This window comes from Treponema sp. TIM-1, assembly GCF_046533115.1.
GTDB lineage: Bacteria > Spirochaetota > Spirochaetia > Treponematales > Breznakiellaceae > JAIRMO01.
Genome location: NZ_JAJQRC010000004.1, coordinates 45,332 through 59,112, shown reverse-complemented (window position 1 = coordinate 59,112; position 13,781 = coordinate 45,332). Strand labels below are relative to the sequence as shown.

The 13,781-nt window shown below is 44.4% G+C and carries 8 protein-coding genes and 1 tRNA gene; 7 read left to right on the top strand and 2 right to left on the bottom strand.

Annotated features, from left to right (window positions below; genetic code table 11):
* Positions 1-9: 9 nt before the first annotated feature.
* Together tig and LQZ21_RS03520 are read right to left on the bottom strand one after the other, a co-directional pair.
* Positions 10-1,377: a trigger factor gene (tig, locus tag LQZ21_RS03525; protein WP_411042783.1), complete on the bottom strand. Its 1,368-nt coding sequence runs from the start codon at positions 1,375-1,377 to the stop codon at positions 10-12.
* A gap of 273 nt (positions 1,378-1,650) precedes the next feature.
* Positions 1,651-1,731, bottom strand: a tRNA-Leu gene (locus tag LQZ21_RS03520).
* A 325-nt stretch (positions 1,732-2,056) separates the two neighbouring features.
* On the opposite strand from LQZ21_RS03520, the gene LQZ21_RS03515 reads away from it, so the two are divergent.
* From LQZ21_RS03515 to LQZ21_RS03485, 7 genes are all read left to right on the top strand, one after another.
* The gene (locus tag LQZ21_RS03515) at positions 2,057-4,927 is read left to right on the top strand and encodes an SNF2-related protein (RefSeq protein ID WP_411042782.1); all 2,871 of its coding nucleotides are present in this window, start codon (positions 2,057-2,059) and stop codon (positions 4,925-4,927) included.
* Positions 4,924-5,115, top strand: coding sequence for a hypothetical protein (locus LQZ21_RS03510; protein ID WP_411042781.1), 192 nt, complete (start codon positions 4,924-4,926; stop codon positions 5,113-5,115). The genes LQZ21_RS03515 and LQZ21_RS03510 overlap by 4 nt, the downstream gene beginning before the upstream one ends.
* On the top strand, positions 5,112-7,457 hold the full coding sequence (locus LQZ21_RS03505) for an ATP-binding protein (protein ID WP_411042780.1): 2,346 nt from the start codon (positions 5,112-5,114) through the stop codon (positions 7,455-7,457). Before LQZ21_RS03510 ends, LQZ21_RS03505 begins: the two co-directional genes overlap by 4 nt.
* A gap of 61 nt (positions 7,458-7,518) precedes the next feature.
* On the top strand, positions 7,519-9,231 hold the full coding sequence (locus LQZ21_RS03500; protein ID WP_486401686.1) for a site-specific DNA-methyltransferase: 1,713 nt from the start codon (positions 7,519-7,521) through the stop codon (positions 9,229-9,231).
* A gap of 37 nt (positions 9,232-9,268) precedes the next feature.
* Positions 9,269-10,546, top strand: coding sequence for an AAA family ATPase (locus LQZ21_RS03495; protein ID WP_411042779.1), 1,278 nt, complete (start codon positions 9,269-9,271; stop codon positions 10,544-10,546).
* 7 nt (positions 10,547-10,553) lie between these two features.
* Positions 10,554-11,102 carry a hypothetical protein gene (locus LQZ21_RS03490; RefSeq protein WP_411042778.1) on the top strand — a complete coding sequence of 183 codons (549 nt, stop codon included), beginning with the start codon at positions 10,554-10,556 and terminating at the stop codon, positions 11,100-11,102.
* Entirely contained in the window at positions 11,095-13,758 is a 2,664-nt protein-coding gene (locus LQZ21_RS03485; RefSeq protein WP_411042777.1) for a DEAD/DEAH box helicase, read from the top strand. The genes LQZ21_RS03490 and LQZ21_RS03485 overlap by 8 nt, the downstream gene beginning before the upstream one ends.
* The last annotated feature ends 23 nt before the right edge of the window (positions 13,759-13,781 follow it).

Sequence of the window (13,781 nt, the reverse complement as noted above, 5' to 3'; positions counted from 1 at the left end):
ATACCCATATTAACCATTATTACTCACCAGGTCCAGATAATGTTTCTCGGGGCCGGGGGTAAATTTATTTTCCTTAAAAAGGTAATCGTAGAGCTTCTGATCTTTAATCTCTTCCTTTAAATACTCCAGCATATTTTCCTGGGTATAATACTTTTTTATATCTTCCATCGAAGCATTCGTTTCCGCGGCGATGGTTTCATATTCCTTTTCTACTTCTTCATCGGAAACCGTAATACCCAGATTCTCTCCCAAGGTATCCACAATAAGTCTGCTGTGGAGGGCCTTTACGACCTCGGGCCGCCATCCATCCCGGATGGTTTCGTTACTCTGGCCGGAACGGGCCATCCTTTTTTCCAGTTCCTCCGGGGGGATATTGTAACGGCGGGCTAAATTCCGCCATCGAGAATCAAGCTCAAGACGGATCATGGATTCGGGCAGATCCACGGGGGTGGTTTCCATGATCTTTTCCAGGAGTTTGTTTACTTTAATTCCCCGGAGCCATTTTTCCATATTCCAGGTCAACCGCTCCCTGACATTGGTTTTAAGGTCCTCCAGGGTCTCGAATTTTTCATCCACATCCTGGGCAAGATCGTCGTCCAAATCGGGGAGTTTTTTCTCTTTAAGGGCCGTAAGGGTTACCCGGATTTTTTTGTGTTTTCCCGCCAATTCATCATTGTCAAAATCATCGGGATAGGTTTTCTCAATGTCCCTGGTTTCACCTTTTTTCATCCCCAAAATCTCATCGTCAAACTTAAAGAGATTATATCCCGAACCCAGGGTAAAAACAAAGTCTTCCCGGGCTGTTTCCGGCAGGGGTTCCCCGGTATCGGAAAGTTCCGAATAATTGACCGTGACCACATCGTTCTTTAGCGCCGGGGCATCATCATCTTTATCAAAAACAATGGCATTCCGTTCCCGGATGACGTCTAATTCCCGGTTAAGATCCTCCTCGGTGAGGCTGACCTGGGGAATTTCAAGCTCCAGACCCTTCCAGGTCCCTAGGGTTATTTTAGGAAAAACATCATAGGTTATGGAAAAAACCAAATCCGTGTCCAAATTCAGGGAAGGTTCATCCGATAATAGGGGAGAGGAGTAGGGGAGGGGCCGGTTTTCTTTGGGGAAATCCTCGTCCTCAAAAATATCAGCGATGGATTTTTCTATGATTCGGCCCAGGGCTTCCCCCTTCAGGGCATCCCCCAATTTCCGCTCCAATACGTCCCGCGGGGCCTTTCCCGGGCGAAAGCCCGGAATGCGTAAGGATTTGCGGTAATCGGATACCAACGCATCGTATTGGGAACGGACATCTTCCTTATCAACGGTGACGGTTAGTTTAAGACTGGAATGTTCCAGGGGGGTTACTTCTTTAGTTACGGCCACGATTTTCCTCTTGTTCCTTTAAAATATACTAATCTTTGGAAAATAATCCTAATTTAAACCGGCCTAAAAACGCCATTTCTTTAAACCAAAGCCTTTCAAAAATCCGGTTGGTTTCGGAAAAGCCTTCATAGATAAGCAAATTACTTGCAAACGAACCTCGCACAGGCGTTTACAAGATATCCCGCCTGAAGGCGGGGATGTTTATTACTTTTTTACGCCCCTTACCAGAGAAGGGATTTGGCCTCCGCAGGCTCCCGGCGATAGTAAAGCCCCTGCGAGAGAAGGGACTTGAACCCTTATGCCGAAGGCACCAGATCCTAAGTCTGGCGTGTCTACCAGTTTCACCACTCTCGCGCTTTTATAAGCCCCCTTGGCCCCCGTCAAAGGACAAATTTAACCAACCGTCCTAAGATAAGAGCAGACCCACTATTATTACGAGTTTATGTAATTAAAATAGCTCTGTCAAGGTTCAGGGGGAAAGGGACTTGAGAGATCCCAGCCGGGTTCTCTCACCAGCCCATTAACATACACCTCATGATAACGATAAGTCCGCATAACCGTCTAGGCGCCGGTTGCCACTATGTATAGAGCCCCATTACTAGCGTATATTATGCCGGGAAACACTATATACATGGATAGTATGCTATGATATCATTACGAATGAAGGAGTCACAAAAAGGTGTCCTGGACCGATTATCACGCAAAACTTGCCGCCTATGAATTGACCCGGAAATTCCCCATAGACAGCGAAAACCGGCTTGCCTCGGTTCTGGTGGATGCCCAAGTCGATCTCAATCCCCACCAGATAGACGCAGCCCTTTTTGCCTTTAATTCGCCCTTTAATAAAGGAGCCATTCTTGCCGATGAAGTCGGCCTGGGAAAAACCATAGAAGCGGGCATCATCATTTCCCAGAAATGGGCGGAACGGAAACGGAAAATCCTCATCATCCTTCCCTCAAACCTGCGTAAACAGTGGCAGGAAGAACTGGCGGAAAAATTTTTCCTCCCCTCAATCATTCTTGAAACTAAAACCTGGAAGGAGCTGAAAAAAGCGGGAATCGCACGGCCCTTTGTTTCCAATTCCATTGTTCTCTGTTCCTATCAGTTTGCCCGGAACAAGGCCAATGAAATCAAATCCGTTGATTGGGACCTCGTGGTATTTGACGAAGCCCACCGGCTGCGGAATGTGTACAAGCCGAGCAATATTATTGCCAATACCTTAAAACAGACTTTAAACGACTACCCCAAAATACTCCTCACCGCAACGCCTCTGCAGAATTCCCTGCTGGAATTTTTTGGCCTCGTGAGCATTATTGATGAACACGTTTTTGGAGACATCAAAAGTTTTAAAGAACAGTTCGTCAATGCTCCGGGACCAGCAGCATTACATACTTTGAAAAACAGAATCGCTCCCTTTTGCAAACGGACTCTGCGAAAACAGGTGCTGCCTTATATCCGTTATACCCGCCGCCTTCCCCTGCTTGAGCCCTTTACACCGGAAGAAAGCGAAGACCGGCTCTACAATCTGGTGTCCACATATTTGCAGCGTCCTAACTTGCAGGCCCTTCCGACGGGACAGCGCACCCTCATAACGCTGATTGTCAGAAAATTGTTGGCTTCCTCCAGCTTTGCCATAGCGGGAACTTTGGAAGTCATGATCCGGCGGCTGGAAGCAAAGATTGCCCATAGCGATCATGAATATGATGACGCGGCCATGGCCGCCGATGTGGAAGCCGATTATGAAGGGTTCGAAGAAACCTTTGACGAAAGGTCAAGCGAGGAATGGGACGATCAAATAAACGAGGAACCCCTGGACAACGATCAAATAGAAGCCATCAAACAGGAAATTGCCGATCTTCAATCCTACAAAGAACTGGCGGTGGGTATCACGGAAAACGCCAAGGGCAAGGCCCTGCTCATTGCGCTTGAAAAAGGCTTTGCCGAAGCAGAACGGCTGGGGGCTGCCCGGAAGGCAGTCATATTCACCGAATCCCGGCGGACCCAGGAGTACCTGTTGCGGATACTCTCCACCAGCCCCTGGGGCGACAAACTTCTCCTCTTTAATGGTTCCAACACCGATGAACGGTCAAAGGTCATTTACGAAGCCTGGGCTGTAAAGCACGAGGGAACCGACCGGATAACCGGCTCAAAATCCGCTGATATGCGGAGCGCCCTGGTTGATTATTTTAGGCACGAGGGGATGATTATGATCGCCACCGAAGCCGGGGCCGAAGGCATCAACCTGCAATTCTGTTCCCTGGTGGTCAATTACGACCTCCCCTGGAATCCCCAGCGTATCGAACAGCGCATAGGCCGCTGCCACCGTTACGGGCAAGAGCACGATGTGGTGGTGGTCAATTTTCTGAATGAAAAAAATGAAGCGGATCAGCGGGTTTATCAACTGTTGTCCGAAAAGTTCCGCCTTTTTGACGGCGTGTTCGGTTCCAGCGATGAAATACTTGGTTCCATTGAATCCGGCGTTGACTTCGAAAAACGCATAGCCGATATATATCAGAACTGCCGGAAAACCGAAGACATCCAGGCCGCCTTTGATGCCCTTCAATTAGAAATGAGTGAGGATATTGACAGTTCCCTAAAAAAAGCCCGGACAGAGCTTATCGAAAACTTTGATGACGAAGTTCGTGAAAAACTGCGGCTCTACTCCTCCTCAGCCCAGGATTACCGCAGCCGTTTCGAAAATCTGCTCATGGACATAACCCGCCATGAATTGGCCGGGGACGCAGAATTTCTGTCCGACTATTCTTTTACCCTCCGCCGCCGGCCCTTTGAAGGCGATTATCCCCTGGGCCTCTACGAACTCCCCCGGCGCAGCGGCGAAGCCCACCTCTACCGTCTGGGGCATCCCCTGGCAATGGCGGTTATCAACTCCGCCAAAACGCGGGAGTTGCAGCCTGCGGTAATCGAATTTGACCTGACCAACCACGAGGGAAGAATCTCGATCCTTGAGGAATACCAGGGCCAATCCGGGTTCTTGATCGCCGCAATGCTTACGGTAAAGGCCCTGGAACAAGACGAAGAATACTTTCTCTTTGCCGGTACTACCCGGAGCGGAAAAGCCCTTGATGACGAAGCCATTAAACGCCTCTTTACCCTTTACGGAAAAGTTCTAAGCGAACCCCCGGCCCCGGAGGAAACCGGTATCGCCGGCCTCCTCGACCAAAAGGAAAAAGCCGTTCTTGACCGCGTATCCCGGCGCAACGCCGACTACTTTGAAAAAGAAGCCGACAAACTGGACGGCTGGGCGGAGGACCTGAAACTCGGCCTTGAGCGGGAGATAAAGGATATTGACAAGCAAATAAAAGAAACCCGCCGCCTCTCGGTATCCGCCCTGACCCTTGAGGAGAAACTGCGTCATCAAAAAGAGATAAGAAACCTTGAAGCCGCCCGCAATACCAAGCGAAAGGCCCTTTTCGATACCCAGGACGACATAGACCGCCACCGGGACAGGCTGATTGAGGATATTGAAGCGAAACTCAAGGTGGAGTATAATAGGGAGACGTTGTTTGAGGTGGAATGGAGGGTAGTATGAAGTCAGCCGATGAAGAAATAGCTATTAAGGTAACTAATAAATTGCAGGAAACTGGCCAGTGGTCAAATAATTTTATAAATAAGTTTGCATCTTTTATAAAAGATGGCAAGGTTTCTTCCAGTGATATAATTTTCCTTGTTGAAACTCAGAGGGATGAGAATTGTGAAAACAAGGAAACAAAAAAATGAAAGTGCAAAAAATCACACTCTCTAATTTTCGGGGATCATCAAACAAAACGGTGGTAAATTTTGACAAATCCAAGTCGTTGTCATTGATATTTGGTGAAAATGGAACTGGAAAGTCAACTATAATTGACGCATTTGATTTTATATGCAAAAAAAAGTTCGGATCATTGGATAATTTTTCAATTAATAAATCAGCAAATAAATATATTGTAGCCTATGGAAAAAAAGCCGCAGAAAGTCTTGTTGAGTTAGAATGTGATACAGGAAAATGGCAGGCGATTTTATCTGGTGGTTCTATTGTTACCAGTCCCTCGGATGTTCCCGATGCCAATATTCTCAGAAGACCTGCAATACTTAAACTTATAGAACAGCCGCCCAGCAAACGATTTGAAGAACTTAAAACGTTTATTAGTGTCCCATTTACTGAGAAAACAGAAAATTCTTTGCGAGATGCTATTAGAGATACCGAAAGGTTATTTGATGAGTATTCTCGTGCGTTGTTACAAGCCAATGATGCTTTAGAAAACCTTTGGAAAGAAAATGGGAAAATGGGAAAATCATCTACAGAGTGGGCCGAATCACAAATCAAAACAGATATTACTCTCAATAAAACCATAGTTGATACCATTAGTTCTTTTTTATCTCTTTTTTCAAATATCGAAAATATATCGCTTTCTTTGGATACTGCTCAAAAAACTGAAGCATCTGCATTAATAGATCTTGAAAATGCATTATCAAAGAAACAAGTATTTGAAGAAGAGCAGAAGGGGCAAGATATTGCATTGCTTACATTGCTACAAGAAGCAGGAAAATACTTGGGGGATAATAAAAACTTGGATAGCTGTCCAGTGTGCGGATCGGCTCAAAATATTGATCAGCTTTCTCGAAGTATAACAGCAAGAATTCAAGGCATGAAAGAAACTGAAATCCTATCTCTTGAAATAAAGAAAGCAGAAGCTGCGCTTAAAGAAAAGCAAGCATTAAAATCTCAAAGGGAAAATGATTTTCTCAATGGATTAAAGAAGCTAATAGGATCTGTTGATATATTGGCCGAAGAAATTAAAGCAATATTACATTTAAAACCAGAATTCGTTGACAGCATATTGCTTTCTTCAGGTTTTTCTTCTGCTATTTTTATTGCTTATTTAGAATGGCATGATGTCTTTTATGACATTTATAAAAAACAATTAGAAGAGAAAAAAGATATGTTGCAGAAATCCGTTGATTTATACGGAGCTATTCAAAATCAGCTAAATGTTGTAAATGAAAAAAAGGAAATGGCAAAAATTAAAGAAAATTCGCTTTCAAAACTAACTGCTATTTTATCCATTGTAGAAAAGGAACGGAAAGATTATATTGAAAATATTCTTGAAGACATATCCCATGAGGTTTCACGATTATATGCAGAACTTCACCCTGACGAAAAGATAGGAAACCCAAGGTTTTACCTGAAGCCTAATGTGAAGAATTCGTTAGAATTTGACGCATCTTTTTATGGCGCAAATCAAATACCCCCGCAGGCTTATTATTCCGAATCACATTTGGACACACTTGGGATATGCGTATTCATTGCCTTGGCGAAATATTATAAAACCGACTCTTCAATCTTATTACTCGATGATGTTTTGACTTCCGTGGATGCTCAACATATGGATAGGTTCATGACGATGCTTCATGAACAGTCAAAAATATTTAACCAAATAATAGTTACCACCCACTATAGACCATGGAAGGATAGGTATAAATTTACAAGAAGTGCGGTTTCAAATATTGATGTGATTGAATTGGGCCCATGGTCATTAAATAACGGTATACAAATTTCTGAATTTAAGGAAGCTCTTTCTGAATTAAAAGAAATTTTAATTCAGAAAACCTTTGACAGGCAGGTTGTAGCATCAAAGGCAGGTATTATATTAGAATCAATGCTGGATTTTATTACACTCAGATATAGATGCTCCCTCCCGCGCAACGGACGTAACGAATACACACTTGGAGAACTTGTTGGAGGGATTGATTCCAAGTTGGCGAAACTGCTCACAATAAAAAAAGATGGAAAAGAAATCGCGTTGAAGCCATTATTAGATGCGGCAATAGCAAGTCAATGGATAAGAAATCAGGTAGGCTGTCATTTTAATCTGTCTGGGAGTGATATTACCGATAGCGAGGTGCGGAATTTTGCTTTATCGGTTATTGAAATTGCAGAATTGTTAATCTGCCCTAAATGTATGAATCTGCCGAAGAAGAATTCAGGTAGTTTTTGGATTTGTGGGTGTAAAGACAATCATTTAGAGTTACACCCATTAACGCAACCTGGAGTGGATCCAAGGATTGATGATGACATCTAACCCCCGTCTTGAACTAACCTGGATCGGCAAGGAAAACCGCCCCCGTCTCGAACCGCGCATTTTGCTGGAAGACCCATCCAAAAGCTACCACGCCAAGCACCGCACCGGCAAAAAAGATATCTTCGATAATCGCCTCATCTTTGGTGACAACCTCCTGGCCCTCAAAGCCCTGGAACAGGAATTTACCGGCAAGGTAAAATGCGTCTACATTGACCCGCCCTACAACACCGGCAGTGCCTTTGAGCATTACGATGACGGGATAGAACATTCAATCTGGCTTGGGCTTATGCGGGACAGGTTGGAATTGCTAAAAAAACTTTTATCAAAAGATGGATGTATTTTAGTTCAAATTGATGCCAATGAAATGGCATATTTAAAATTAATTATGGATGAAATATTTGGACGCCCAAATTTGATCAATGTTATCAATTGTAAAACAAAAATAGCAGGGGTAAGCGGCAGTCATTTGGGAAACAGTTTACAGGATAATGTTGAGTATATTTTGTTTTATGCTAAAGACGCATATCAATTTAAACTAAATGTCATTCCTCAAAAGCAACAGGAATTAATGAAATATATACAGGACATGGAAGATGATGGTAAAAGCTGGAAATATACCAGTGTAATGGAAAGCATGGATTCTGGTGAATATATCTCTGATATTATTGCTGGCAACGGAGATATTATAAGACTATACAAGCATAAAGATGTAATTGTATCATCCATAAAGCATATAGCGGATAAGTATTGCAAAGGTAATATAAGAGATACATATTATAAATATATAAACAAAATTTTTAGAACCACAAACGCTCAGACTTCTATTCGTACCAAGGTAATAGAGGCGACTAAAAATATAAAAAATGATTATTTTAGTATTGAATATATACCCACCAAAGGAAAAAATGCCGGCAGATTAACAAGGTTTTATTATAAAAACGATAACCTTATAGCATGGTTAAAAGATGTTGTTGTTAAAAACGGCAATAATTACATCAAATTGGATAACATGGGTAATCTCTGGGATGATATACAGTATAACAATCTCACAAAAGAAGGCGGGGTTCAATTTCCAAATGGCAAAAAACCGGAAGTACTTGTATCAAGGATAATTGATATGTGTACTGGAAAAGGCGACCTCGTCCTCGACTCCTTCGCCGGTTCCGGCACTACCGGCGCGGTGGCCCATAAGATGGGACGGCGCTGGATCATGGTGGAGCTGGGCGAACACTGCCACACCCACATTATTCCCCGGCTGAAAAAGGTCATCGACGGCGAAGATCCGGGGGGCGTTACCGAAGCTGCGGACTGGAAGGGCGGCGGCGGGTTCCGGTATTACCGGCTTGCGCCGTCCCTGCTGAAAAAGGACAAATGGGGCAACTGGATTATCAACAAGGAGTACAACGCACCCATGCTTGCCGAGGCGGTCTGCAAACTGGAAGGCTTTAGCTACGAGCCCTCAGATTCGGTCTATTGGATCCACGGCAGGTCCACGGAAAACGATTTTATCTACGTTACCACCGCCCACCTTACCCACGAACAGCTTGCCCTCCTGTCCGAAGACGTGGGGAGCAGGCGGACCCTCCTGGTCATGTGCACCGCGTTCCGTTCCCGTTCCGGCGGCTTTCCCAACCTGACCATCAAAAAGATACCCAACACGGTCCTTGCAAAATGCGAATGGGGACATGATGATTACAGTTTACAGGTAGAAAATCTCCCCATGGCGAAAAAGCCGATAAAGAAACAGGGAGACTTGTTTGAGGAAGATGATTGAATATGTGCTATAATATTGTTTGGTATGGGGGGAAAAATTGAAATACTATCTCGATAATTTTCGCGGATTCCAGGATACCTGTGTTGATTTAAGGGATGTAAATTTCCTTGTTGGTGAAAATTCCAGCGGCAAGACATCGCTGATAAATGCTTTGACGATAATGTCGTACTATAGATTTTGGACCGAGGCTGTTATAACAGACGAAATTGAATTTAAATCATTTAGCGATCTCCATTCCGTAAATGCGACAAGGGACTATTTTACGCTTGGTTCAATTAATAATGACAAAACGATACATGTATATTCGTTTACCAATGATGATGGTCTTGCAAACGGATTTAGGGAAATAATTTATACCGGTGATCATGAATTGTGCATTATGGCCAGAAAGCCAAAAAAAATCCTCGCGTATTTTGATACCTCCTTTATTGTCAAGATGAATGATAAATCGCTTTCAGAACTTCTTGACTATGCAGACTCTATAGATAAAAAAAACGAATGGAATGTTGATGGTTTGTATTATGGCTCGGATGTACTTGTTCCTTTTTATGAAATTAGGACCGTATTAAGATCAAAGAAAGAAGGCTCATTCCCTGTTGACTTTTTTACTAAGGCTGGTATGGATACATTTTCTATTGAAAGTTCGACATTTTTAGCGCCAATTAGGGCAAAGCCACAGGCAATTTATTCCGGCGGAAAAAAAAGCTTTTCGGCTGAAGGCAACCATATTCCATTTACAATCAAGGAATTGTTGTCTGACAAAGAATTTTATCCGGTTCATATAAAAGAAATGCTTAATGATTATGGCAAGGAAAGCGGTTTGTTCGATTCCCTTGACGTAAAACGGTTCGGAGACAATAAAACAGATCCTTTTGAATTGTTAATCAAAAAAGACAAAAGTAATTATAAAATTTCGCTTGTGGGTTATGGGGTTTCACAAATTTTACCCATAATCATGGAAATGTTACAGCTAAAAAGCGGATTATTTTCTATTCAACAACCGGAGGTTCATCTCCATCCCAAAGCGCAGTCTGCGTTTGGCGGATTTTTGTATAAGGCAGCCCGGCGCGAAGCAGAAACATTTTTTGTTGTTGAAACCCACAGTGACTACATTATCGATCGCTTCCGTTATCAGATGAAGGAGTCGGAAAACAAGGTCCCGGCACAGGTTTTGTTTTTTAAGAATGACGGAGCGCATAATATTATCACCCCCATAGAAATAAAGAATGATGGCAAATATGATACCGAAAGCGAAGCCTTTGAAGATTTTAGATCCTTCTTTATTGATGAATCATTCCGGGTGATGGAGATATAAAATGTGTATGCTGATTGACGCAAACCTTATCCCCGTCATTTTTAATAATAACAATGAAAAACATATCGTATATAAACCGGTATTGGAATGGTTTGTTATGGGAAGGGCAAAGATCGTCATCGGCGGCGGTAGATATTATCGAAACGAAATAAAAGAGCACCTTGCATCATATTTACCGGTACTGACCGAGTTAAGCCGTTTGAATAAGACTCACTGGTTCCCTGATAAAGCTGTAGACGAATTGACCATCCATATCAAGAGCCTGGAAGGTAAGTCTGATTTTGACGATCCGCATATAGTGGCCCTGTTATGCGTATCGAAGGCAAAAATATTTTGCAGCGAAGATGAACGGGCATTTCAATTCGTCAGAGATAAGAAATTTTATCCCAAGGGACAGGAAACGCCAAAAATACTCTCTTTAAAAACACATAAAGCATCCATTGAGTTGTTGAATAATGAAAATATTTGTTCCAACGGTGAGCATAAAGCCTTGCCTGTGGCCATTGTCCGGAGATTTTTGGCAAAAGTTGACCGGAGGGGTGACGCAAATGGCTGAAAAACCGGTCAATTCCATTGCCGGCCGCCTGAGCCTGCGCCGCCCCCTGACCGAAAGCCTCGGCATACTGGCGCGGGTGATTGATATTATCTCTTTGGATAAAAACGAAGATTTACAGCGGCGCTGTTCAATTATTCAGAGCGAATACCCTTCGGTAACGGACTTTGAACGGGACTTTCCTTCCCTGTGTTTTGCCATTGCCACCGGCGTTGGCAAAACCCGGCTCATGGGCGCTTTTATCACCTACCTGCACCTGAATAAGGGAATAAACAACTTCTTTGTCCTTGCGCCGAACCTTACTATTTATAAAAAACTCATCGACGATTTTACCCCCAACACCCCCAAGTATGTGTTCAAGGGCATCGCCGAATTCGCCCAGGAGCCGCCCCTGATCATCACTGGGGATAATTACGATTCCGGCATCAATGTTCAGGCGGGGCAGACCGATGCTTTTTTCAGCGGAATTCATATCAACATCTTTAATATTTCCAAAATCAATTCAGAAGTCCGGGGAGGAAAGGCGCCGCGGATCAAACGGCTTTCAGAATATATAGGCCGGAGTTACTTTGAATATCTTGCGGGGCTGCCGGACCTGGCGCTCCTCATGGACGAGTCCCACCGTTACCGCGCTTCCGCCGGTCTAAGGGCTATCAACGAGCTCAAGCCTGTCCTGGGGCTTGAATTAACCGCCACTCCTTTTATCGAATCAAACAAGGGGCCGGTGTTTTTCAAAAACATCATTTACGAATATCCCCTTTCAAAGGCCATGGAAGACGGCTATGTCAAAGAACCGGCGGTGGTTACCCAAAAGAATTTTAACCCCGCGCAATTTACCGCGGAGCAGTTGGAGCGGATTAAACTTGAGGACGGCATCCGTATCCACGAAGCGGTCAAGGTTGAACTTGAAACCTACGCCCGCCAGAACGGAAAGGAAATCGTCAAACCCTTTGTGCTGGTTATCGCCAGGGACACTACCCATGCGGCGGAATTAAAGAAGCTGATAGAATCGGATAATTTTTTCAACGGCGCCTATAAAGGCAGGGCAATACAGGTTGATTCAAGCCAGAGCGGCGAAGAAAAAGAGGAAAATGTGGAGCGGCTCCTTGCGGTGGAGAAAAACGACGAGCCCACCGAAATAGTGATCCACGTCAATATGCTCAAAGAGGGCTGGGATGTTACCAATTTGTATACAATCATTCCCCTCCGGGCCGCCAATGCCCGCACCCTGGTGGAGCAGTCCATAGGCCGGGGTCTTCGTCTGCCCTATGGCCAAAAGACCGGCGTCTCCGCGGTGGACCGTTTGAACATCATAGCCCACGATAAATTTCAGGAGATCATTGACGAAGCCAACAGCCCAAGTTCGAAAATCCATCTCCAGGCTATATATATTGATCCGGAGCATGGCCAGCAGAAAACAAAAACTGTTGTCGCTTCCTCCATTTTTTCCATGAGAATACACCCCGCTTCTCCCGCTTTCGGCACAGCGGCGGATGCGATCAAACCGCTCTATGCCAAACCCGCGGAGCAAAAATTTGCCCAGGCGGTGGCAACGGCGATACAGAACCATGAGGACGCTCCGTCATCAGCGTATCTGCTAAAGAACGATGTAATTGATATGCTGGCGCATGAAGCACAAGAGCTATATGCTCCCGATCAGGATGACTTGCCGGGCATTGTCGAAGCAATTGATTGCCGGAAAATTACCGAAGAAATAACCCGCGCCATGATCGATGGAATTATAGACATTCCCCGGATAGTGATCGTTCCAAAGGGAAACACGAATATTGAGTATAAGGGCTTTGCCCTTCAATGCGATTCCATCAAGTATCAGCCGGTCAGCCGGGATTTGCTTGTTCAATACCTGCGAACCAATGAGCGGGAAACCCTGTCGGCAATGAGCAAGAACAGTTCCGAAGAACGGCTGGAGGATTATCTTGTTAAAAACCTTGTTGATTTTGAAGATATTTCTTACGATGACCAAAGCGATCTGCTCTACGGCCTGAGCAAACAGCTAATCGCCCATCTTGGGACCTATCTCAAAACCGATGAGGATATCCGCAATGTGGTGATTTATCACCAAAAGCAACTGGCCGATTTTATTCATGCCCAGATGTTGGAACATCAAACCAAAATAGATTCTGATTTTGAAGTTACCATAAGCAGAGGTTTTACCGCCCTAAAGGAGATCGCCTTTACCGCCGATGACGGCGCCGAGCCGGTGAATTTCCGCGCCTCAAATTTTGACAAGTCAAAAATCGGCAGGATGATATTTACCGGATTCTCAAAATGTCTGTATCCCATGGTGAAATTCGATTCCGACACGGAACGTCGTTTCTCCGTTATCCTTGAGCAGGAAAGCCTCAAATGGTTCAAGCCCGCCAAAGGTCAGTTTCGGATTTTTTACCAAACCGGGAGCGATGTTTCCGAATACGTCCCGGACTTTGTCGCGGAAACCCCTGATACCATCTATATGATAGAGACAAAAGCGGAAAACCAAATGAATTCCCCGGAAGTACAAAGCAAGAAAAAGGCCGCCGAAGCATGGTGCATCTACGCATCGGAACACAATGCTCAAAACAACAGGAAACCCTGGAAATATCTTTTGATCCCCCACGAATCTGTCAAGGACAATATGACCCTTGATAGTTACCGGTAACCACCGGGGCATAAAAAAAACCG

Bases quoted from the DNA above. Each gene is read 5' to 3' on its own strand.
- LQZ21_RS03510 (WP_411042781.1), top strand. From the start codon at position 4,924: ATGAAGTCAGCCGATGAAGAAATAGCTATTAAGGTAACTAATAAATTG.
- LQZ21_RS03505 (WP_411042780.1), top strand. From the start codon at position 5,112: ATGAAAGTGCAAAAAATCACACTCTCTAATTTTCGGGGATCATCAAAC.
- LQZ21_RS03490 (WP_411042778.1), top strand. From the start codon at position 10,554: ATGCTGATTGACGCAAACCTTATCCCCGTCATTTTTAATAATAACAAT.
- LQZ21_RS03485 (WP_411042777.1), top strand. From the start codon at position 11,095: ATGGCTGAAAAACCGGTCAATTCCATTGCCGGCCGCCTGAGCCTGCGC.